Below are 21,061 nucleotides of genomic sequence, written 5' to 3' on the forward strand. Positions count from 1 at the left end.
GCTCACTCCTCGCCCTCACTGTTGCGTCGAACGGTCGGCGGCTCGACGACCTGACGCCCCTGCCCGGAGACCGGGCAGCTGGTGCGGACCGGGCAGACCCGGCACTTCGAGTTGGCCACCGCGGCGAACGTGGCGGCTGCCATCGTATCGGCGGTCCTCCGGACCAGCGCGGTCGCCCAACCGGCCGCCGGTCCCTCGCCGGCCGCCGGCTGGTTCTGTTCCCGGGCATCCTTCGCCGAGGTGCCGAGTTGCACGAGCGCCGCGCCGCCGGACTCGTCACCGAACTCGGCGAACGCCCCCGCCTCCACCGCCGCCTGGTACGCGCCGAGCTGCGGGTGTTCGGCCAGGTCGCTGCCGGTGACGGCGGTGGACTTGCCGGTCTTCAGGTCGATCACGACGAGCCGCCCGGACTCGTCGACCTCCAGCCGGTCGACCCGACCGGTCAGGTCGACGGGCCGGTGCGGGTCGTCCAGGCGGACCGCGAACTCGTGCTCGATGGCGAGCAATCGACGCGGGTTGGTGGCCAGCCACCGCAACAGCTTGTCGACCATCGCCTCGGCGCGTTCCCGCTCCGGCCCGGCCATCCACCGGGCCGCCAGCTCGATGGCGTCGAACCGGGCGGCCACGTAGTCGAGCAGCGCACCCCGGTCGGCGCTGGCGTCCTCGGCGAGCATCGCGGCGGCGTGCACCAGGTTGCCGACCCCCTGCGCGGTGCTTGTCGGGCCACTGCCGCCGTGCCGTTCCAGCAGCCACCGCAGGCTGCATCGCAGGGCGCTCTCCATCGCCGACGGGGTGACCCGCACCGGCTCCCCGTCGTCGACGAGCGGTCGGTCGTCGGAGAGCGCGCGCAACCCCCACCAGTCGTCCGGGTGCGCGCCGGGCACCCCGGCGGCGGCGAGCCGGGCCAGCTCGGCCGCCGCCGCGCGCCGCCGGCCCGCCGGGGCGGCCGGGTCGGTGATCGCGGTACGCAGCTCGGCCACCAGCGCCGGCAGGGTGAGCGCCCGAGGCGGACGGGTCACCGGCAGTGCCCCGAGACGGTCCGGCTCGCCGTCATCGCCGGCCACGCCGCTCGTCCCGCCGCCGGTCACGCCGATCGTCGCGCCGACAGTCCCGTCGCTCGTCCCGCCGACAGTCGCGCCGCTCGTCCCCGGGCTCGTCCCGCCGTCGGCCGCGCCGATCGTCGCGCCGACAGTCGCGCCGCTCGTCCCGGGGCTCGTCGCGCCGTTCGTCGCGCCGGTCGTCGTGTCGCTGGTCGCGCCGGCGGGGCCGCCGTCGGTCGCGCCGTTCGTCGCGCCATCGGCGGCGGGTGTGGCCTGCGATGGGCTGAGGGCCGGGTCCCCGGCCTGCGGGCCGGTGCGCGGGCCCGGTGGCGTGGGCGGCTCGACCGGGCCGGCACTCGGCGGGGTGGGCGGCGCGGTCGGGCCCAACTCGTGCAGGAAGCGGCTCGGCTGCTCCTGGTGGTCGTCACCGCCGACGGCGGCCGAGGCCACGGCGCTGACCAGCAGCCGGCGCCGGGCCCGACTGATGGCCACGTGGAAGAGCCGGCGCTCCTCGTCCAGCAACGCCGAGGTCTGGCCCACCACGTTCGCCGCTGTGGCACCGTCGACGGACCGGCCAGCCAGCACGTCGACAAGCCGTTCGGAGCCGAGCAGGCTGCCGCGCAGTCGGAGGTCCGGCCAGATGCCCTCCTGCACGCCGGCCACCGCGACCAGGTCCCATTCCAGGCCCTTCGCGGCGTGCGCGGTGAGCAGGCGCACCGCCGCGCCCCGATCGGCGGTCGGGGCGATGGTGTCGGCCGGCAGATCCTGGGCGAGCACGTGGTCGAGGAAGACCTCGGTGCGGGCGCCGGGCAGCCGGTCGGTGAACCGGGCCGCCGCGTCGAAGAGCACCAGCACGGCGTCGAGGTCGCGGTCGGCCGCCTCGGCCCGCCGCCGCCGGGCCAGGTCTCCCTCGCCGGGCGCCGGCCGCCCCTGGTTGATCGCACCCGCCCAGCGCTCGGCGAGACCGCTGGCGTTCCACACTGCCCAGAGCACGTCCTCGGCGGTCGAGCCCGGCACCGCGGCGGCGTCGCGTGCCGTGGCCAGCAGCCCGGCCACCGCCTGCGCCGGCTCCGCCCAGCGCCGGTCGATGCCGGCCAACTCGGCCGGATCGTCCAACGCCTCGACGATCAGCTCCCCGGACGGACGCCGGTCACCGCCAGCCAGCGCGAGAGCACGCAGACCCTGCCGCAGCCGCCGCTCGGCCAGCGGGTCGGCCCCGCCCAGCGGCGAGTGCAGCAGCGCGACCGCCGCCTCCTCGTCCAGTTGGTCCGGCTCCAGCGCGCAGCGCAGCAGGAGCAGCAGCGGGGCGACCGCCGGTTGCAGGTGCAACGGCAGATCCTCGCCGTGCACCACGGTGGGCACCCCGGCGGCGTGCAGCGCCCGCCGCAGAGTGGGCAGTTGCAGGGCGGTGGACCGCACCAGCACCGCCATCCGCGACCAGGGCACGCCGTCGAGCAGGTGGGCCGAGCGCAGCGCGTGGGCCAGCCACGCCGCCTCGCTTGTCGCCGAGCGGAACGTGTGCACCTCGACCGTCCCCGGTGGCGCGTCCGGCAGTGGGCGGAGCCGGCGGTGCGCGGCCGGACCACGCAGCCGGCGGCCCAGCCGGGCCAGCGGGGCGAGCAGACCCGGCCCGGCCCGGTACGACGTGGTCAGCAGCACCTGCGCCGCGGGCGCGCCGGAGGCGGTCCGGAAGCGGTGCGCGAACGTGGTCACCCCGGCCGGGTCAGCGCCGCGGAAGGCGTACGTGGAGGAGTCCGGGTCGGCGAACGCGACGAGCGACTTGCCCCCGCCCGCGATCACCGAGAGCAGCTCCAGTTGGGCGGGGTCGGTGTCGGCCAACTCGTCGAGGTAGACGTGGGCGAGCCGACGGCGTTCGGCGGCCAGCAGCTCCTCGTCGTCGCGCAGCAGACCGGTGGCCGCCCGGACCAGCTCCGCCGGGTCGTACGCGATGGAGCCCCGGTTGCTGACGTCGCGCAGCGCGAGCACGGCGACGTACTCCCGCAGGAAGCGGGCGGCGGCCGGCCAGTCGGCGCGGCCGAGCTTCTCACCCAGCCGGGCCAGGTGGATCGGGCCCACGCCGCGCTCGGCGGCGCGCATGAGCAGGTCGCGTAGCTGCCCGGCGAAGGCCCGGGTCCGCAGGGCCGGGCGCAGGTCGTCCGGCCAGCCGACCGGGTCGTCCTCGGGCTCCTCACCCACCACGTCCAGCAGCTCGCGGATGATCAGATCCTGCTCGGGGCCGGTCAGCAGCCGGGGCGACGGCTCGCCTCGTTCGGCGGCGGCTCGGCGCAGCAGCCCGAAGGCGTACGCCGGGAAGGTGCGCACCAGCGGCTCGCGCAGCACCCGGTGGCCGTCCTGCGCGATCCGGGCCTCGATGCGTTGACGCAGGGCGGTGGCCCCGCGACGGCCGAAGGTCAGCACCAGGATCCGTTCGGGGTCGACCCCCTCGTTCACCCGCGCGGCGACCGCCTCGACCAGCGTGCTGGTCTTGCCGGTGCCGGGGCCGCCGAGCACGAGCATCGGCCCGGCGGTGTGCCCGACCACCTCGGCCTGCGTCGGATCGGCCCGCCAACCGTTGCCGTCGACCGTCGACGTCGGCCCGGCAGCGCGATCGGACCCACCCGACGCGCCGACACCGTCGGTGGACGGGCCGCCGTCGGCGGGCACGGAAGCGTCGGCCGGCGCTGCCGCATCCCCCCGCGCCGGCCCTCCGGACCGCCGCACCAACCGGTACGCCTGCATCAGCTCATCCCATCAGACCAGTACGACACCCACCCAACCCCCCATCCCCGACCCCATCCACCCACGTCGATCATGACGTTGACGGTGCGACGCGCCGACGGTGAGGCGGCCAACCTCATGATCACGCGATTCGGGGAGGGCAGGGTGGGGCAGAGGCAGGGTCAGGTCAGGTCAGGTCAGGTGGGACTCTAGGGCGTCCAGGGCTTCGGGGACCGTGGTGGCCACCGTCAGGAGGTCACGGCCGGCGGTCTTGAGGAAACGGTTGTCGGCCAGCCCGTCCAGCCAGTCCAGCAGGGGGCGGTAGAACCCGTCGGTGTCGATCAGCACCATCGGCTTGGCGTGCAGGGCAAGGGTCGCGGTCGTCCAGACCTCGAACAACTCGTCAAGGGTGCCCAGCCCGCCGGGCAGGGTGAGGAACGCGTCCGACTTGTCGATCATGAGGGTCTTGCGGCTGGCCATCGAGTCGGTCACCAGCAGTTCGTCCGAGGCCAGGTCGGCGACCTCCAGATCGACGAGCGACTGCGGGATCACCCCCAGGGTGCGCCCGCCGGCGGATCGGGCGCCGTCGGCGACCGCGCCCATCATGCCGACACAGCCACCGCCGCTGACCAGCGTGTGGCCGCGCCGGGCCAGCTCCGCGCCGGTCTCGGTGGCCAGGTCCAACCAGCGCTGGTCCAGGGTGCGGGAGGAGGCGCAGAAGACGCAGATCGCGGCCATCATCGGTCCCGCGGCTGGTCGGCGGCCTGCGCGGCGGCGGCCTGCTGGTCCGCGCCGGTACGCGCGACGGCCTCGTCGCGGACCGCCTCCTGCTCCGCCGACAGCGCGGCCTCCGCCTCGACGATGTGCCGCACCGCGGCGTTGACGTCGTCGGTGAGGCAGATCAGGTCCAGGTCGACCGGCCCGATCTTGCCGGTGGCGGCCATCGTGTCGCGCAGCCAGTCGAGCAGGCCCTGCCAGTAGGAGAGCCCCATGAGCACCACCGGGAAGCGGGTGACCTTGCCGGTCTGCACAAGGGTGAGCGCCTCGAACAGCTCGTCCATGGTGCCGAACCCACCGGGCAGGACGACGAACGCCTGGGCGTACTTGACGAACATCGTCTTGCGGGCGAAGAAGTAGCGGAAGTCGATCGCCAGGTCGACCCACTCGTTGAGGCCCTGCTCGAACGGCAGCTCGATGCCGAGCCCGACGGAGAGCCCGCCGGCCTCGCTGGCGCCGCGGTTGGCGGCCTCCATCACTCCCGGTCCGCCTCCGGTGATCACCGCGTAGCCGGCCCGGGCCAGCGCGCCGCCCAGTTGCTCGGCGAGCCGGCACTCGGCGCTGTCCGGTCCGCTGCGGGCGGAGCCGAAGACGCTGACCGCGGGCGGCAGGTCGGCGAGGGTGTCGAAACCTTCGACGAATTCGGAGAGGATGCGCAGCGCGCGCCAGGCGTCCTTGGTCTTCCAGTCGCTCCGCCCACGTGAATCCAGCAACCGCTGATCGGCGGTGCTGCTCGGGATCGCCCCTCTGCGCAGCGTGACCGCACCGCGGTGTCGCTCCTGTCCCGGACCGCGACCGGCCTCCCGCCCGTTGCTCTGGCTCATGGGGCAACCGTAGTGGAGCGACACCTCGCAGGTGCGCGGGGCGCGGACGCCGAGAAATAGTTCGGGATCATGGGCAACGAATCCGTCCCCCCGTACGTCTTACTATTCACATACCGGGTATGCCCCGGCGCGCGCCTTCGGGGGAGGAGACAGCGTGATCAGTAACAGCGAGATGATCCGGATCCGTCGCCAGATGCAGCGACGGATCCGAGACGTGGTGGCCGAACGCCGCCGCATCCGACTGCAGGACCCGCCCCTCGTCTCCCCCGCCGCTCCCGCCTCCGCGCCCGCAGGATCTGATCAGGAGGTTTGCGTCGCCGACAACGGGCCCGGCTGACGCAAACCTCTTGATCACCGGCCGGACCGGTCAGGCCGGGGCCAGCCAGCGGTGCAGGGTCGCCGCACCGTCGCGGATCTTGCTGATCTCGACGTGCTCGTCGGGATGGTGGGCCAGGTTGGGGTCACCCGGGCCGAAGTTCAGCGCGGGGATGCCCATGGCCGCGAACCGGGCCACGTCCGTCCAGCCCAGCTTGCCGATCGGCGCCGCGCCCACCGCCGACAGGAACTCCTTCGCCGGTGCCGCCTCCAGGCCGGGGGCAGCGCCCGCCGCGGTGTCGGTCACCACCACCTCGAAGCCGGCGAACACCTCCCGCAGGTGCGCCTCCGCCTCGGCCGGGGTGCGGTCCGGGGCGAACCGGTAGTTGACCTCGATCTCACAGTGATCGGGGACCACGTTGCCGGCGACACCGCCGTTGATCCGCACCGCGTTCATGCCCTCGCGGTAGTCGCAGCCGTCGATGGTGACCCGGCGCGCCTCGTACGTCTGGAGCCGCCGCAGCACCTCGGCGGCGGCGTGGATGGCGTTCACCCCGTGCCAGGAGCGCGCCGAGTGGGCGCGTACCCCGGTCGTGGTGACCACCGAGCGCATGGTGCCCTGGCAGCCCGCCTCGACGATGCCGTAGGTCGGCTCCAACAGCACGGCGAAGTCCGCCTCCAGCCACTCCGGGAACGCCTGGGCCACCAGGTTGAGCCCGTTGTACCGCGACTCGATCTCCTCCGCCTCGTAGAAGAAGTACGTGACGTCGTAGCGCGGATTGGGCAGCGTCACCGCCAGGTGCAGCGCGTACGCGGTGCCGGACTTCATGTCCGAGGTGCCGCAGCCGTACATCAGGTCGCCGCGCATTGTCGACGGGAAGTTGTTGTTCAACGGCACCGTGTCGAGGTGCCCGGCCAACACGACGCGCTGCGCCCGACCGAGGTCGGTACGCGCCATCACCGTGTTGCCGTGCCGGTGGGTGGTCAGGTGCGGCACACCCCGCAGCACCTCCTCGACACAGTCGGCGATCGCCTTCTCGTTGAGGGACACGGACTCTATGTCGACCAGAGCGCGGGTCAGCTGCACTGGATCGGCGAGGACCTCGGGGGTCAGCGGGTTCTCCATGGTTCGCACGGTACCTTCAGGTCTGTCAGCGCGAGGAGTGAGCTGAGGCCGGCCCGGCCGCGACCGAGAGGTGCAACAGTGACGTCCGCAGATTCCGCCTGGGGCATTGGCCTGGCCACGGTCACGGCAGATGAGCAGGTTCTCGACACCTGGTACCCGACCGGCAAGCTGGGCCTGGGTGAGCTGCCGCTGGTCGCCGGGGAAGACAAGTCGGACGTGCTCGACCTGCCGCCAGCGGCGCTCGGTGACCGGTCACTGCCCGGTCTGCGTACCGTCCAGGTGGTCACCGTGATCGGCTCGCTCGACGACCCGATCAAGGACGCCCCCGACGCGTACCTCCGGTTGCACCTGCTCTCGCACCGGCTGGTCCAGCCCAACAAGCTCAACCTGGACGGCATCTTCGGCAAGCTGGCGAACGTGGCCTGGACGTCCGCCGGGCCGTGCCCACCGGAGCGGGTGGACGAGCTGCGGGTGATCGAGCGGGCGGCCGGCCGCCACCTGGCGGTGTACGGGGTGGACAAGTTCCCCCGGATGACCGACTACGTGGTGCCCGCCGGGGTGCGGATCGCCGACGCCGACCGGGTCCGCCTGGGCGCGCACCTGGCCGCCGGCACCACGGTGATGCACGAGGGCTTCGTCAACTTCAACGCCGGCACCGTGGGCACCTCGATGGTGGAGGGGCGCATCGTGCAGGGCGTGCTGGTCGGTGACGGGTCCGACGTCGGCGGCGGCGCCTCGATCATGGGCACGCTCTCCGGTGGCGGCACCGAGAGGGTGAGCATCGGCGCGCGCAGCCTGATCGGCGCGAACGCCGGTGTGGGCATCTCCCTCGGCGACGACTGCGTGGTCGAGGCGGGCTGTTACATCACCGCCGCTTCGAAGATCAGCCTGCCGGACGGCCGGGTGGTGAAGGCCCGGGAGTTGTCCGGCGTCGACGGCCTGCTGTTCTGGCGCAACTCGGTGACCGGCGCGCTGGAGGCCCGGCCGCGCACCGGCCGGGGCATCGAGCTGAACGCCGCCCTGCACGCCAACGACTGACGAACCCGTCGGGTCCGCGGCACTCGGCCGCGGACCCGACGGGGTACGCCTCAGCGCAACCGGTACGCCTGGATGATCCGCTCGGTGACCGTGCTGCCGGCGGCGTCCTGGGCGGTGGCCCGCAGGGACGCGTGACCAGCCCCGGCGGGGTGTTTCACGGTGGCCGTCCAGCCGTGGCCGCCGTGCCGGACCCGGGCGGGCTGCCAGGTCCTGCCCCCGTCGTAGGAGACGTCCACTGTCAGCTTGGTCAGCCGCGACCCGGCGACGCCGGGTTGCCTCTTCACCTGCACCGGGATGACCAGGCTCCGGCCGGCCCGAGCCGCGTTGTCGGCGTCCAACGGTGGCGTGAACCGGATGGCCGACACCGGCAGCCGCCGGTAGTCGTCACCGGCGACGTGCCGGGACCGGAACGTCCACGCCGTGCTGACCTCGGTGCCGAGATCGGTGAAGCCGCGCTTCGCCGACACCTCCAGCCGGTAGGCCGCGGCACCGGGCGGCACCGCGAACTCTCCGAAACCGGTGTCCGACGACTCGCCGACAAGGACCCCGTTGCGGTAGAGGGCGGTCCGGGCGGTGTCGACGGCCGAACCCCCGGGGTGCCCCTCGGCGTCGCTGTGCAGCGGCACGTCCACCTGGATGTGGTCACCGAGTCGGGTGACGCCCTGACCGGGCCAGCGCGACGTCGGGAAGGACGGGCCGTAGGGTGCGCTGCCCCAGCTCTCCCGGGTGTGTCGGCCGGCCCGGTACGCCCGCGGCTCGGCGGTCAGCCCCGCCCTGAATTCGGTCCACCATTCCTCGACGGGCGCCCAGAACGTCAGCTCCGAGGACCAACGCACGCCGCGGGTGTTGTAGTGCTCGACCCGCTGGCCGGGCACGATGGTGGGCACTCCGGCCGCCCAACCGCCGAGGTCCGGGTCGAGGTGCGGATAGACCACCCGTTCCCCCCTCAGGCCCGAGTAGCCGCCCTTGAAGTGCTGCGTGACGGTGGCCAGCTCCGAGCTGCGGTAGGTCTTGTCGAAGCCGTTCGGCAGCCGGCCGGGGAAGCTCTCGCCCAGCGCGTACAGGTAGGGGCTGTGGGCCGCCTCCAGGTCCGCCCACTGGCTGTTGACGTTGCCGACGAACTGTTTGCCGGAGACCGCCCGGCCGACCTGCCCGATGGCCAGCCCGGTGAAGTCGAAGCTGAGGACCCCGAAGCCGGCGGCCGCGCCGTCGGGGGCCAGGAAGGTCGCCCCGATGTCCACAAGTGCCGGTTTGGCCGAGCGGTCGGGAACGGCGCTGCGCACCGGCCGGGTCTTCCGGGCGTCCAGGGTGACAGCGGTGTCGGCGCCGATCACCAGCTCGGGCCGTGCCAGTGAGGCGACGTCGACGTCCCCGGTGAAGATGGCGCTGACCAGTCCGTACCGGCCCTTGGGCACCCGGATGTCGACGGTGCCGTCCGGGTCGTACAGGTCGTAGCTCTGCAGGTTGTCCAGCCGCACCAGCGAGGTGAAGTATCCCTCTGGGGCCGCGCCGGTGGCGTCGTGGTGCCGGACGGTGAGCTGGTAGCTCTCCACCTCCCGGTGAACCGCGACCGGGGTGACCGCCACGGTCGTGCCGGAGCGGGCCACGATCCGTCCGGTCCAGTAGCCGTCCGCGCCGAGGCGGGTGTCCACGGTGGCCGTGGTGCCGGCGGTGCCGCCGGCGGGCACTGTGACCTGGCTGGCCGCGAGGGTGAACATGCCGGCCGGTGCCGGCTGACCGTCGGGTCCGGTCACGTCGAGGCTCAGGTCCAGGGTGATCGGGTCCGGGCCGTCGTTACGCCAGTCGACAGTGCGGGTGATCGGGGTGTCGTCGTCGTGCGGCCAGGCCGGTTGTCCGAAGGCGACGCTGACCGGGTCGCTGACGACCCGCTGGGTGATCGCCCTGGCCACGTCGACCCGGCCGGCGCCCTGCTGGAACGCGGTCTGCTCGGGGTGTGGCTTCGCCGAGGCCATCAGGGTGGCCTTGAGCTGTGCCCCCGCCCAGCCGGTGTGCTGCTGGGCGAGCAGCGCCACCGCGCCGGTGACGTGCGGCGCGGCCATCGAGGTGCCGGTGAGCGCCACGTACTTCTCCCCCACCGGGTCGCCGAGCAGCGTGCCCTCACCACGGGCCGCCACGATCTCCACCCCCGGGGCGGTGAGATCCGGCTTCAGCCCACCGTCGCCGACCCGGGGGCCGCGGCTGGAGAAGTCGGCAAGGGCGTCGTCGCGGTCCACCGCGCCGACCGACAGCGCGGATTCCGCGGTACTCGGCGAACTGACCGAGCCGTCGCTTCCGTCGTTGCCGGACGAGATCACGAAGAGCGCGCCGGTCTGCGCGGTCAACGACTCGACCGCTGCCTCCAGCGGGTCGACGTCGGGAGTGTCGCCACCGCCCAGACTCATGTTGATCACATCGGCGTGCTTGTCGACGGCCGCCCACTGCATGCCGGCCAGGATCGCGGAGTCCGGGCAGCCCTGTTCCTCACAGACCTTGCCGTTGAGCAGCGTCGCGTCCGGCGCGACCCCCCGGTACTTTCCGCCGGAGGCCGCACCGCTGCCCGCGATGATCGAGGCGACGTGGGTGCCGTGGCCGACGGTGTCACCGGCGTCGGTGGCTTCGGTGAAGTTGTGCGACTCGGCGACCCGCCCGGTCAGGTCGGGGTGGTCGGCGTCGATGCCGGTGTCCAGCACCGCCACCCGGACACCCTGGCCGGTGAACCCCGCCTGGTGCGCGGCCGGCGCGCCGATCTGCGGCACGCTGTGGTCGAGGGTGACGTGTCGGCGGCCGTCCAGCCAGATCCGGTCGGCAACCCCCGCCGTGCCGACCCGGGCGCCGGTGCCGGCGAGCGCTGCCCAGACCTCCGTGACCCGATCCTTGTCCGCCGTCGCGGCCACGCCGCCGATGGCCGGCAGCTCGGTGGTGACTGTCAGTCCGGCGGGCGTCGCGGCGACGCGCCGTCGCGCGCCCACGTCACCTGTGACAAGCACCGGCAGGCTGTCCCGGCGGGCGTCGTCGTAACCGGCGGCGATCAGCCCGGTCACGTCGAACAGCCGCCGGTCGACCCGGCCGGCGCGGACCAGCGGCAGGGCGTCCTCCGGCAGCACGGTCAGCTGACCGCGGTCGCGGGTGGTGAGGAAGCGCAGCCGAGCGCGGTCGGGCCCGGGACGGACGGTGGCGGTCCCGGACGCGGTGACGGTGACCCGGTCGCCGGTGAGCAGGGTGACCGTCTTCGCGGTGGCGGCGCCGGTCGCGGCTCGCGGGGCGACGTCGGGGGCGGTGGTCGGTGGGCCGGCCACGGCGATCGTCGGAGCGCCAAGTACGAGGGCGGCGACGGCGGTGACGGCGGTGGCCGTTCTGCTGCGTCGATGCAACGGATCCTCCTCGGTGGAGCGTTGTTAGGGATGAGACGTGCATAGACCACAGTCAGTGTTGCATACCCGGTATGCAAATAAGGGGTCGAAAATATGACGAACCTGCCAACCCGTGACGGGGTTGGCGGGCATCATCGACCGGGTGACCTCCATGAAGGACCGGATGCTCGCCGGCGAGCCCTACCTCGCCGACGACCCCGAACTCATCGCTGACCTGGACCGGGCGGCCGGGCTGATGGAACGCTTCAACACCAGTGCCGCGGCGGATCCGCAGGCGCGGCTGGAGGCGCTGCGCGAGCTGCTCGGCGACGTGGGCGAGGACGCCTGGGTCCGCCCACCGTTTTACTGCGACTACGGCTGGCAGATCCGGCTCGGCCCGCGCAGCTTCGTCAACTACCACGCGGTCTTCCTCGACGTCGCGCCGATCACCGTCGGCGCGGACGTCCAGATCGGACCGAACGTGCAACTGCTCACGCCGACCCACCCGGTGGAGCCCGGTCCGCGCCGCGACAAGTGGGAGGCCGCCAAGCCGATCACCATCGGCGACAACGTCTGGCTCGGCGGCGGCGCGATCGTGCTGGCCGGAGTGTCGATCGGCGCGAACACCGTCGTCGGCGCGGGCGCGGTGGTGACCCGCGATTTGCCCGCAAACGTGGTCGCCGTCGGCAACCCCGCCCGACCCGTCCGCGACCTGGACTGACCACACCCAGCCTCGGCCCGGCCGGTCAGATCCCCGGCGACTCGGGCAGACGGACCACGCCGGCCCCGCCCCGGCCGGTCAGGCCGCCGGCGGCTCGGGCAGGCGGATCACCAGGTCGGCTCGGTCGGCGGTCGGAGTGACAACTGCCGCGTTTGCCTCGTCACTGCCCAGCGCCCACTCGCGGGCCTGCTCCGGCGACCGCCCGAACGCCTCGTGTCGCGCGGTCAACCGACGCTGGCGCAGGTCGGCGTCCAGGTCGAGGAACCATGTCTCGTGCAGCAGCGCGCGCACCTCCTGCCACGGGAATTCCGGCAGCAGCAGGTAGTTGCCCTCGGTCACCACCAGCCGGACCGACGGCGGCACCTCGATCGCCCCGGCCACCGGCTCCTCCAACTCCCGGCGGAACTCCGGCGCGTACACCGAGGTGGGCTCCAGCCGACGCAGCCGGCGCAGCAACGAGACGAACCCGTTGGCGTCGAACGTGTCCGACGCGCCCTTACGGTCCGCGCGGCCCAACCGGACCAGCTGGGACTGCGCCAGGTGGAAGCCGTCCATCGGCACCAGCCTGGCGGCCGACCCGACGGCGGCCACTACCTGCTCGGCCAGCGTGGACTTTCCCGCGCCCGGCGCGCCGGCGATGCCCAACAGTTGTCGCGGGCCGGCCTCGGCCAGCGCCAGCGCACGCTGCACCAACTCGTCGACCGACAACACCTGAGCCGGTGGCATCAGTCGAGGACCGGCGCGCTGATCGTGAACCGCGCCTGCACGGCCGCCTGGACGGACTGCGGCTGCGGGTCCAGCTCAAGCTCCGGCGGGCCACCACCCGCGCCGCCACTCCCGGCGAACGCCGCGCGGGCGAACATCGGTCGGTCCGCCGGCCCGGCGTCGGCCAACTCCAGCAACGAGGTGACCTGGGCGCCCAGCGCCTCGGCGTACTCCCGGGCCCGGACCAGCGCGTCGCGAATCGCGGCGTGGCGGGCCTCGCGGTGCGCGGGGCTGTCGGGGCGAAGCTCCCACCAGGGCCCGGCCACCTCGACCTGATCCTGGTCGGCCAACCGGAGCATCAACTCGCCGAGGGCGGTGAAGTCGGTGACGGTGACGGTGGTGGTCACGCTGCCGTGCCAGGCGACCACCCGCTCGCCCGAGCGACGGGTCTCCGGTCGCACCCGCAGATCGCCGGTCTCCCGGCGCGCCACCGCCGGCCCGGAGCCGTCCAGCAGCACCCGGATGGCAGCGGCACGCTCGGCCAGCCGGGTCAGGGTGGTCTCCCGATCCCGGTCCCGCGCTGTCGCGGTGACAGCGAACCGGGCCAGCTCGGGCGGCACCTCCCGGTACGCCTCGCCGCGCACCTGCACCACCGGACTGTCCGCCGCCATGCCCCTCAGCCTAGTCAGCCGCGGGCCGCCGCGCCGCGTACGAGACGTTGTCGACGCCGACGTGGAGGCCCGTCAGGTGACCGCCGGCCACCCCCAGCTCACGCAGCCAGGACACCTCCGCGGTGTGGTCACCGCCGATCGGGAACCGCCGCTCGTCCGGGTCGAACCGACGTTCGCGCAGCGCCGCGCGGGCGGCCCGTGCCTCGTCGTAGCGTGCCGTGAGCGCCGGCGCGTCGCTCGAACGCAGCGCGGCGGTCAGGTCGTCCAGGAAGGCGGTGACCTCGGCCAGCTCGCGCAGCACCCGGTCGCGGTTGCCGAGCAGCATGTTCGCGGTCCGACCGGCGGGGGTGCCGGCGACCCGGGTGCCGTCGGAGAAGCTGCCGGCGGCGAGCGCGAGTATCGCCTCGCGCAGCGGCGCGCGCTGCACCGCACCGGCCAGCGCGCCGGCCAGCAGGTGCGGCACGTGTGAGGCGAGCGCGGCGGCCGAGTCGTGCTCCGCCGCGGACATCGGCACCACCCGGGCCCCGAAGAGGTCCACAAGCAGCTCGGCCAGCCAGCGGAACGCGGCGGTGGCCGGCCCCGCCGCGGGACAGAGCACCCAGGCGGCGCCGGCGAGCAGCTCCGGCCCCGCCGCCGCCAGGCCCGCCCGGTCGGTGCCGGCCATCGGGTGGCCGGGCACGAACCGGTGCGTCAGCCCGTGCGCGGCGGCGAACGCCGCCACCTCCTCCTTGGTGCTCCCCACGTCGGTCAGCACACAACGCTCACCGGTCATCGCGGCCACCTCGACAAGCGTCGCCGGCAGGGTGGGCAGCGGCCCGCAGAGGAAGACCACGTCCCGGTCGGCCACCGCCTCGACCAGCCGGTCCGGAGCGGGTACGCCCACCCGGCGGGCCTCCCGCCGGGTGCTCTCGTCCGGATCCCACCCGGTCACGTCGATGCCTGCGGCGTGCAGTCGGAGCAACACCGAACCACCGATCAGACCGGTGCCGACCACCGCCGCCCGCACACCGGGCCTGTCCACCATCCGCACACCTCGACGATCCTGCTGGGGTGCGGGGCCGACACGGCCCCGACCAGGTCGGGCCGAGGATATCGTCCGGGACCGCTCCGGACGCCGGTCAGTCCTCGGCGACCATCGCGCCGTCGCGCAAGATCGAAAATCGTGGCGGGATCGCCCGGAAGGGGGTTGTCCGCTTCAGATCATCGTCGTACGGTCCGCTCCGCCGCCCGCCACTCCGACGCGGGCTCCAGCGGGAAGGAAACTGAATGTCCGCGACATACCGGGCGCTCGCCTCGGTGGTCATGTTGATCGGCTTCTACGTCGTCGCGCTCCTCCAGCTCGCCGCCGTCGTCGCGCTCGGGGTCTGGCTGTTCGATCACACAAACGGGATCGTCACCGGGAAGCTGCTGCTGCCCCTGGTCATCGCGCTGGGCGCGGTGGCCGTCGGGCTGTGGCGCGCGATCCGTACGAAGAACGAGCCGGAACCCGGCCTGATCCTCACCGAGCACGAGGCGCCGGGCCTGTGGGCCACCGTGCGCGAGCTGGCCGGCGCGGTCGGCACCCGCGCCCCGGACGAGATCCGGCTGGTGCCCGAGGTGAACGCGGCGGTCGCCGAGCAGAGCCAACTGCTCGGCCTGGTCGGTGGACGGCGCACCCTGTACGTCGGACTGCCGCTGCTCCAGGCGATGCGGATCGACCAGCTGCGCTCGGTCCTCGCGCACGAGCTGGGCCACTACTCCGGCAAGCACACCCGCCTCGGCGGGGTGGCGTACCGGGGTCGGCTGGCCATCGCGGAGACGCTGGACCGGATCAGCTCGCGTAACCCGATCGGCTGGGTCTTCAAGGGCTACTCGAAGCTCTACCTGATTGTCGACAACGCCGCGTCACGGCGGCAGGAGTTGGAGGCCGACCGCTCCTCGGTGCTGCTGGCCGGGCACGACGCCGCGGCCTCCGCGCTGCGCACCCTGCCGGCGCTCGGCGCGGCGTGGGGCTTCTTCATGCGTCGGTACGTCGAACCGGGCTGGTCTGCCGAGCTGGCGCCGGACGACCTCTTCGGCGGCTTCGGCAAACTGCTGCACGGACGACGGGACGAGCTCGCCGCGCTGCGGGAGAACGCCCCCGAACGGGACCCCTCGCCGTGGGACACCCACCCACCGATCGGCGTCCGGGTCGCCGCGATGGCGGCCCTGCCGGCCGGAGCCGTCGCACCGGACGAACGTCCTGCCGCGCTGCTGCTCGCCGACATCGACGCCGCCGGACGGCAGTTGCAGACGATCGTGGTCCACCACGGCCACCGCACGGTGCTGCCCTGGGCGCAGTTCACCGCCGCGTCGGTCGCGGCCGGTGTGCAACAGCGGGCGGACGGCATCTACCGGGCGGCCGGGCGGTTCACCGGCGTCTCCCAGCCCGGCCTGACCACAGTGCTGGACCTGGTGCGGTCCGGCCGGCTTGGCGAGTTCGCCGAGCAGTTCTTCGGCGACGCCACCCGCAAGGAGGCCGCCGCCCTGTTCGCCGGGCCGATGGAGACCCTGCTCGACAACGCGGCCGTCCGCTCCGGTCAGGCCCACTGGCAGCTCTCCTGGTCCGGTCCGGCGCAGCTCGTCGGCCCGGAGGGGCAGCCGTGGGATCTTGCCGAGATCGCCAAGTTGGCCGTCGCGCCACAGACCCTGGACGTGGCGCTGGCCCGCCTGACCGAGCTGGGCATCGACCCCTCCGGCGCGACTGTCGTGCAGGAGCGGGTCTCCGGGCAGAACGCCGACCTGATCGGCGGGCTGGCCAACATCAAGATCGACGGTACGGAGCACGACGTGCTCATCCTCGACCGTGGGCTGGTCCTGATCGTCGACCCGGGTAAGGCCAGCCAGGGCGAGAAGCGGCTGCGCGCGCTTGTCGAATCGGTGTCGATGGCGGAGCTGACGGCCGGGCACACGTTCCTGCCCTACGAGGAGATCGTCTCCGTGGACGTCAAGCGGGAGGTGCCGCTGAAGGCGGAGGTGACACTGCACGGCGGCCGGGTCATGGCCATGCAGGAGCTGATGGCAAGCGAACTGCTGGAGAAGCAGAGCCGGAACACGCTGCTGCGGGTGTTCCGGCAGATCAGCGACTGACACCCTTCGGGCGGTCGGGCCACCGGCTCGACCGCCCGAGGGTGCGCTCAGGCCTGGGCGAGGCGGGCCGCGACGCCGGCGATGTGCTCGTCGGACTCGGTGAGCGCCGCCCGCACGTGCTGCTGGCCGCCGGGACCGTAGAAGACGCCGGCAGCGACCAGGATGCCGCGCCGCGCCAGCCAGTCGACTGTCTGCCAGCAGTCTTCACCGCGGGTCAGCCAGAGGTAGAGGCCCGCCTCGGAGTGCTCGACGGTGAACCCGGCACCGGTGAACGCGGCGGCCAGCACCTCCCGCCGGGCGCGGTAGCGCTCCCGCTGCGCCTCGGCGTGTCCTTCGTCCTCCAGTGCCGCCACCATTGCCGCCTGCACGGGCGCGGGCACGATCATGCCCGCGTGCTTGCGCACCTTCAGCAGCTCGGCGACGAGCGCCGGGTCACCGGCGACGAAACCGGCCCGGTAGCCGGCGAGATTGGATCGCTTGGACAGCGAGTGCACGGCGAGAATGCCCGCATAGCTCCCGCCGCTGACCTGCGGCGACAGCACCGAGACCGGCTCCGCCGACCAGCCGAGCGGCAGGTAGCACTCGTCGCTGGCGACCACCGCGCCGCGTTCCCGGGCCCAGTCGACCACCTTGCGCAGGTGCGCCGGGGGCAGCACCCGACCGGTCGGGTTGCCGGGCGAGTTGACCCAGACCAGGCGGACCCGCGAGGTCGGCCCGACCGAGGTGAGCGAGTCGGTGCGGACGACCGTCGCGCCGGCCAACCGGGCGCCGTCCTCGTAGGTGGGGTACGCGATCGACGGCACCACCACCACGTCACCCGGGCCGATGCCCAGCAGGGTCGGCAGCCAGGCGACCAGCTCCTTCGAGCCGATGGTCGGCAGCACACCGAGACCATCGACCCCGGCGCCACAGGCCCGGGACACCCACGCCGCGATCGCGGCCCGCAACGCCGGCGTGCCGGCGGTCAGCGGGTAACCGGGAGCATCGGACGCGTCAGCCAACGCCCGGCGGATCACCTCGGGCACCGGGTCGACCGGCGTGCCCATGGAGAGGTTGATCAGGCCATCCGGATGCGCCGCGGCCAGGGTGGCCGCGGCGTCCAGGGTGTCCCAGGTGAACTCGGGCAGCCGCGACGAGACCGGCGCGGGCCGGTTCAGTGGCCCTCGCCGCGCGGCGGCTGCGCGGCGACGAAGGTGGCGTCCTTCTCCACCTTGCCGATCTTCGAGGCGCCACCGGGCGAGCCCAGCTCCTCGAAGAACTCGTAGTTGGCGCCGGTGTAGTCCTTCCACTGCTCCGGGACGTCGTCCTCGTAGAAGATCGCCTCCACCGGGCAGACAGGCTCACAGGCACCACAGTCGACGCACTCGTCGGGGTGGATGTAGAGCATCCGATTGCCCTCGTAAATGCAGTCGACCGGGCACTCCTCGATGCATGCCTTGTCGAGCACATCCACGCACGGCTCGGCGATGATGTAGGTCACCGGTCTTCTCCTCCGCAAGACACGCCGCGATCACCCGCGACGGTAAGAGCCTAGTATCTCGCCGGGGAGGGGGTCGATCGTGCTCCGACAGCAGGATGTGGGACACCGAATCGTAGTTCGCCGGATTGTGGGGATTCGCGAGGGCCGCCCGCTCTTTTCCGACGCTCTCGGCGAGCTGGTCGAGCTGAGCGAGACTCATCTCACGCTCTCCACCGCGCAGGGTCAGCTGCGCGTACCGGTGACGCAGGTCCACCGCGCCAAGCGGGTGCCACCCACCCGTCGACCAACCGCCGCGGCGGTCGTGGCGCTGGAGCGGGCCGCCGACGAGGCCTGGCCGGCACCGACGCGGGGGCAGCTCGGCGACTGGCTGCTCCGCTCGGCGGACGGTTGGAGCGGACGGGCCAACTCGGCGCTGCCGATCGGCGACCCCGACCGACCGCTGCCCGCCGCCGTGGACGCTGTCGAACGCTGGTACGCCGACCAGGGCCAGCCACCGATCATCAACACGCCGCTGCCACTCGCCGCGCCGGTCGGCGCCGAGTTGGACGCCCGCGGTTGGGCCGCCCGCCCGCCGGTCCTGGTGCAGACCGCGCCGCTCCCGCTGCGACCGTTACCGATCAGCGGTCCCCCACCGACAACCGCACCCTCCGGCACTGCCGGCGACCAGCCCGGCATCGCCGTCGAAGCGAGCGGTCGGTGGCGCGGCGCGGTCGTTGAGCTGGCCACCGCGCCGAGCGCGGACTGGCTCGCGGTCGCCGCCGGCCGCAAGGGGGGCCTGCCGGACGCCGCCCGGCACGTGCTCACCGCCGTGGGCCAGGTTCGCTTCGCGCACGTGTACGTCGACGGCACGCTGGTGGCGGTCGGCCGGGGCACGGTGACCGGCCAGGGGCGCTGGCTCGGCCTCAGCCTGATCGAGGTGGTGCCGGTGGCCCGCCGCCAGGGGCTGGCCGGCCGGGTGATCCACGAGCTGGCCGGCTGGGGCGTGTCCGTCGGCGCGACACACGCGTTCCTCCAGGTCGAGCAGCACAACACGGCGGCTGTCGCGCTCTACCAGCGACTCGGCTTCGCCACGCACCACACCTACCTGACCCGGGTCGCCCCGCACTGACCCGGCGGGTCGACTGCCGTGACGCGCACCGGCACTGATCCACTCGCCTTTCCCGAAAGCGCGGCATCCGCGCGCCCCGGACACCGCCGCATCACGGAACCCGAGTCGATCAGGGCACGACCCCCGGCGTACCCCCGACGCCGGGTCAGCGGCGGACGACGCGGCGCGGTTTGGCGGCCTTGACCTCGGCGTACCGCTTGAGCTGCCACGAGCGGTAGTCACGCCCCAGCGCGGTGAGCACCAGGTAGCCGATCAGTATCCCGGCGCCGGAGGCGAGCAGGTACAGCCAGAGCTGGGCGAAGAACGTCGGCGCGCCGCCGGCGAACGGGTTGTGGCCGATCAGCAGCGGCCCGACCAACACGGTCAGCACCATCGCCGCCGGCACCACGAGGGCCATGTCGGCCGCCCAGTCCGCCAACGGCCGGCGACGACCCCAGCGGAAGGCGACAACGGCCAGGATCAGCCCGATCACCGCGAACATCGCCAACGACACCCGGTCGGCGGCCGTGTCGTCATCCTCGAAGCCGAACCGGATGATCAGCCGGGCGACCACGTTGACCGCGAACAGTGCTGCCACCAGCACCCCGATGTCACGCCACCGTCTGTCCATCGCCGGACCTCCTGCCGTACGCCCGTCGCGGGCTCCATCCCTGGCTGGAATATCTACCATCCCTACCTGGGTGGCGTCATCAGCCCGAGAGTGGTCGGCGGAGCGAGGATCTGCCGGAAGCCCATCACCGCGAAGGTCATCGCGCCGGCCACGATCATGGCCAGGCCGACCCAGTTGTCGCCGGCCAGCAACAGGTCACCCTCGTTGGTGCGGATGGCGGCCACCGCCATCAGCGCGAACCACGGCACCGCCGGCAGCGCCACCGCCCACCTGCGGCCGACCGCCTCGTACGCGAACCAGCTCAGCGCGATGTTGGCACCGATCGCGAGGAGTGCCGACACACCGATCAACTGCCCGCCGACGCGGACCGTGGCGAGCAACAACTCCAGCACCCCGCTCAGCACACCGGCGACCACCACGACGATCGCGCCGGCCAGCCGCAGGCCCAGGTCGAGCAGTCGCGGCGGCGGCCCCGCCGGGGGCGGGGCATCCTGCTCGTCCAGAACCGTCATCGGCGCGGGCAGGGTCACCGAAGACCCGCCGCCGCGACCGGAGACCGGTCCGAGGCGGTCTCCTCGGAGAGCCCGGCGAAGAGGTCGTCCTCCCAGCCGTACGGCCCGGAACCCGGACCCTTCTCGCCGACCGCGAGGGTGAAGAACTCCACCCCCATGAACTCGCCGCCGAAGTTGCCGGCGATCGAGTACAGCCAGGAGGTGGCCGGGATCTGGGTAGCGTGGGCGCGCATCGCGGCCTCCTTGGCCGCGTGCTGGTCCGTGCCGTCGATCCGGGCGGCGATCTGGGCGTCCGGGGTGCCGAAGGGCAGGTCGGCGATGTCGGCGATGCCGCCGAACGGGTTGTCGGAGGACTCGGCGAAGTGCGTCATGCCAGCTTCCAGGACGCTGAGCGGCATGGCGGTCCAGTAGACCTTCAACGGGGCGCAGCCCTCGGCGGCGGCCAGCTCGACAGCGCGCATCGCGACCCGGTGCGCCTGGATGTGGTCGGGGTGGCCGTAGAAGCCGTTCGGGTCGTACGTGACGAGCACCTGCGGGCGTACCTCCCGCAGGATCTCCACCAGGTGCCCGGCGGCCTCGTCGAGGTCGGCCTGCCAGAAGGCGCGGGGGTGTTCGTTTGTGGCGAGCCCCATCATCCCCGAGTCGCGGTAGCGGCCGGCCCCACCCAGGAAGCGGTGGTCGCTGACGCCGAGCGCGGCGCACGCGGCGGCCAGCTCGGCGATCCGGTACCCGCCGAGCTGGTCGGCCTCGGCGGCGGCGAGCTGCGCCAACGCTGGCACGTGGATCTCGCCCTCCTCACCGAGGGTGCAGGTCACCAGCGTGACGTGGGCTCCGTTGGCGGCGTAGTGGGCCATCGTCGAGCCGGTGCCGATCGACTCGTCGTCGGGGTGCGCGTGGACCAGCAGCAGGCGGCGGTCGGGCAGCATCGTCACGACGGTCACTCTAACCGGCGGTCAGG

At 73.1% G+C, this 21,061-nt stretch carries 17 protein-coding genes; 4 read left to right on the forward strand and 13 right to left on the reverse strand.

Annotated elements, in window-relative coordinates:
• Positions 1 to 2: 2 nt before the first annotated feature.
• The 4 genes from ACQPWW_RS29750 to dapE form a co-directional block, all read right to left on the reverse strand.
• On the reverse strand, positions 3 to 3,779 hold the full coding sequence (locus ACQPWW_RS29750) for an ATP-dependent helicase (protein WP_433127089.1): 3,777 nt from the start codon (positions 3,777 to 3,779) through the stop codon (positions 3 to 5).
• 171 nt (positions 3,780 to 3,950) lie between these two features.
• Positions 3,951 to 4,496 carry a TIGR00730 family Rossman fold protein gene (locus tag ACQPWW_RS29755; RefSeq protein WP_433127092.1) on the reverse strand — a complete coding sequence of 182 codons (546 nt, stop codon included), beginning with the start codon at positions 4,494 to 4,496 and terminating at the stop codon, positions 3,951 to 3,953.
• Positions 4,496 to 5,359, reverse strand: a complete 864-nt coding sequence (locus ACQPWW_RS29760) for a TIGR00730 family Rossman fold protein (protein ID WP_433127093.1) — start codon at positions 5,357 to 5,359, stop codon at positions 4,496 to 4,498. Before ACQPWW_RS29760 ends, ACQPWW_RS29755 begins: the two co-directional genes overlap by 1 nt.
• Positions 5,360 to 5,726: 367 nt before the next feature.
• Positions 5,727 to 6,800, reverse strand: coding sequence for a succinyl-diaminopimelate desuccinylase (gene dapE / locus ACQPWW_RS29765; RefSeq protein WP_433127094.1), 1,074 nt, complete (start codon positions 6,798 to 6,800; stop codon positions 5,727 to 5,729).
• A gap of 78 nt (positions 6,801 to 6,878) precedes the next feature.
• Here dapE and dapD point away from each other — a divergent pair, with 78 nt between their 5' ends.
• Positions 6,879 to 7,838: a 2,3,4,5-tetrahydropyridine-2,6-dicarboxylate N-succinyltransferase gene (gene dapD / locus ACQPWW_RS29770; RefSeq protein ID WP_433127096.1), complete on the forward strand. Its 960-nt coding sequence runs from the start codon at positions 6,879 to 6,881 to the stop codon at positions 7,836 to 7,838.
• 50 nt (positions 7,839 to 7,888) lie between these two features.
• On the opposite strand, the gene ACQPWW_RS29775 is transcribed toward dapD, so the two are convergent.
• Entirely contained in the window at positions 7,889 to 11,209 is a 3,321-nt protein-coding gene (locus tag ACQPWW_RS29775) for a S8 family serine peptidase (protein ID WP_433127097.1), read from the reverse strand.
• Between the two features lie 163 nt (positions 11,210 to 11,372).
• Between ACQPWW_RS29775 and ACQPWW_RS29780 the strand changes: the two genes are divergently transcribed.
• Positions 11,373 to 11,909, forward strand: coding sequence for a sugar O-acetyltransferase (locus tag ACQPWW_RS29780; RefSeq protein WP_433134660.1), 537 nt, complete (start codon positions 11,373 to 11,375; stop codon positions 11,907 to 11,909).
• A 78-nt stretch (positions 11,910 to 11,987) separates the two neighbouring features.
• Here the strand turns inward: ACQPWW_RS29780 and ACQPWW_RS29785 are convergent, their stop codons facing one another.
• Genes ACQPWW_RS29785 through ACQPWW_RS29795 form a run of 3 tightly spaced genes read right to left on the reverse strand, consistent with a single transcriptional unit; the run spans position 11,988 to position 14,309 of the window.
• Entirely contained in the window at positions 11,988 to 12,635 is a 648-nt protein-coding gene (locus ACQPWW_RS29785; protein ID WP_433127099.1) for a nucleoside/nucleotide kinase family protein, read from the reverse strand.
• Entirely contained in the window at positions 12,635 to 13,285 is a 651-nt protein-coding gene (locus ACQPWW_RS29790; protein WP_433127100.1) for an SIMPL domain-containing protein, read from the reverse strand. Before ACQPWW_RS29790 ends, ACQPWW_RS29785 begins: the two co-directional genes overlap by 1 nt.
• Before the next feature lie 10 nt (positions 13,286 to 13,295).
• Positions 13,296 to 14,309 (reverse strand): prephenate dehydrogenase, encoded by a 1,014-nt coding sequence (locus ACQPWW_RS29795; protein WP_433127102.1) that lies wholly within the window; start codon positions 14,307 to 14,309, stop codon positions 13,296 to 13,298.
• Between the two features lie 242 nt (positions 14,310 to 14,551).
• On the opposite strand from ACQPWW_RS29795, the gene ACQPWW_RS29800 reads away from it, so the two are divergent.
• Complete coding sequence (locus tag ACQPWW_RS29800; RefSeq protein ID WP_433127103.1) at positions 14,552 to 16,393, forward strand: M48 family metallopeptidase; 1,842 nt, start codon at positions 14,552 to 14,554, stop codon at positions 16,391 to 16,393.
• A 47-nt stretch (positions 16,394 to 16,440) separates the two neighbouring features.
• Here the strand turns inward: ACQPWW_RS29800 and dapC are convergent, their stop codons facing one another.
• Complete coding sequence (gene dapC / locus ACQPWW_RS29805) at positions 16,441 to 17,550, reverse strand: succinyldiaminopimelate transaminase (RefSeq protein WP_433134662.1); 1,110 nt, start codon at positions 17,548 to 17,550, stop codon at positions 16,441 to 16,443.
• Positions 17,547 to 17,873: a ferredoxin gene (gene fdxA / locus ACQPWW_RS29810; RefSeq protein WP_091422126.1), complete on the reverse strand. Its 327-nt coding sequence runs from the start codon at positions 17,871 to 17,873 to the stop codon at positions 17,547 to 17,549. Before fdxA ends, dapC begins: the two co-directional genes overlap by 4 nt.
• Positions 17,874 to 17,952: 79 nt before the next feature.
• On the opposite strand from fdxA, the gene ACQPWW_RS29815 reads away from it, so the two are divergent.
• Positions 17,953 to 18,981 (forward strand): GNAT family N-acetyltransferase, encoded by a 1,029-nt coding sequence (locus tag ACQPWW_RS29815; protein ID WP_433127106.1) that lies wholly within the window; start codon positions 17,953 to 17,955, stop codon positions 18,979 to 18,981.
• A gap of 145 nt (positions 18,982 to 19,126) precedes the next feature.
• Here the strand turns inward: ACQPWW_RS29815 and ACQPWW_RS29820 are convergent, their stop codons facing one another.
• From ACQPWW_RS29820 to mshB, 3 genes are all read right to left on the reverse strand, one after another.
• Positions 19,127 to 19,591, reverse strand: a complete 465-nt coding sequence (locus ACQPWW_RS29820; RefSeq protein WP_433127108.1) for a hypothetical protein — start codon at positions 19,589 to 19,591, stop codon at positions 19,127 to 19,129.
• A gap of 62 nt (positions 19,592 to 19,653) precedes the next feature.
• The gene (locus ACQPWW_RS29825) at positions 19,654 to 20,103 is read right to left on the reverse strand and encodes a hypothetical protein (protein WP_433127110.1); all 450 of its coding nucleotides are present in this window, start codon (positions 20,101 to 20,103) and stop codon (positions 19,654 to 19,656) included.
• A 14-nt stretch (positions 20,104 to 20,117) separates the two neighbouring features.
• Positions 20,118 to 21,044 carry an N-acetyl-1-D-myo-inositol-2-amino-2-deoxy-alpha-D-glucopyranoside deacetylase gene (gene mshB, locus ACQPWW_RS29830; RefSeq protein ID WP_433127113.1) on the reverse strand — a complete coding sequence of 309 codons (927 nt, stop codon included), beginning with the start codon at positions 21,042 to 21,044 and terminating at the stop codon, positions 20,118 to 20,120.
• Between the last annotated feature and the right edge of the window lie 17 nt (positions 21,045 to 21,061).

It is taken from the genome of Micromonospora sp. CA-240977 (genome assembly GCF_050942285.1).
GTDB lineage: Bacteria > Actinomycetota > Actinomycetes > Mycobacteriales > Micromonosporaceae > Micromonospora.

What these genes read in the sequence shown, in the direction of transcription:
- ACQPWW_RS29785 (WP_433127099.1), bottom strand. Translation starts at nt 12,635, where the DNA reads ATGCCACCGGCTCAGGTGTTGTCGGTCGACGAGTTGGTGCAGCGTGCG.
- ACQPWW_RS29780 (WP_433134660.1), top strand. Translation starts at nt 11,373, where the DNA reads ATGCTCGCCGGCGAGCCCTACCTCGCCGACGACCCCGAACTCATCGCT.
- dapE (WP_433127094.1), bottom strand. Translation starts at nt 6,800, where the DNA reads ATGGAGAACCCGCTGACCCCCGAGGTCCTCGCCGATCCAGTGCAGCTG.
- ACQPWW_RS29755 (WP_433127092.1), bottom strand. Translation starts at nt 4,496, where the DNA reads ATGGCCGCGATCTGCGTCTTCTGCGCCTCCTCCCGCACCCTGGACCAG.
- ACQPWW_RS29825 (WP_433127110.1), bottom strand. Translation starts at nt 20,103, where the DNA reads ATGACGGTTCTGGACGAGCAGGATGCCCCGCCCCCGGCGGGGCCGCCG.
- ACQPWW_RS29760 (WP_433127093.1), bottom strand. Translation starts at nt 5,359, where the DNA reads ATGAGCCAGAGCAACGGGCGGGAGGCCGGTCGCGGTCCGGGACAGGAG.
- ACQPWW_RS29820 (WP_433127108.1), bottom strand. Translation starts at nt 19,591, where the DNA reads ATGGACAGACGGTGGCGTGACATCGGGGTGCTGGTGGCAGCACTGTTC.
- ACQPWW_RS29750 (WP_433127089.1), bottom strand. Translation starts at nt 3,779, where the DNA reads ATGCAGGCGTACCGGTTGGTGCGGCGGTCCGGAGGGCCGGCGCGGGGG.
- ACQPWW_RS29790 (WP_433127100.1), bottom strand. Translation starts at nt 13,285, where the DNA reads ATGGCGGCGGACAGTCCGGTGGTGCAGGTGCGCGGCGAGGCGTACCGG.
- ACQPWW_RS29800 (WP_433127103.1), top strand. Translation starts at nt 14,552, where the DNA reads ATGTCCGCGACATACCGGGCGCTCGCCTCGGTGGTCATGTTGATCGGC.
- ACQPWW_RS29795 (WP_433127102.1), bottom strand. Translation starts at nt 14,309, where the DNA reads ATGGTGGACAGGCCCGGTGTGCGGGCGGCGGTGGTCGGCACCGGTCTG.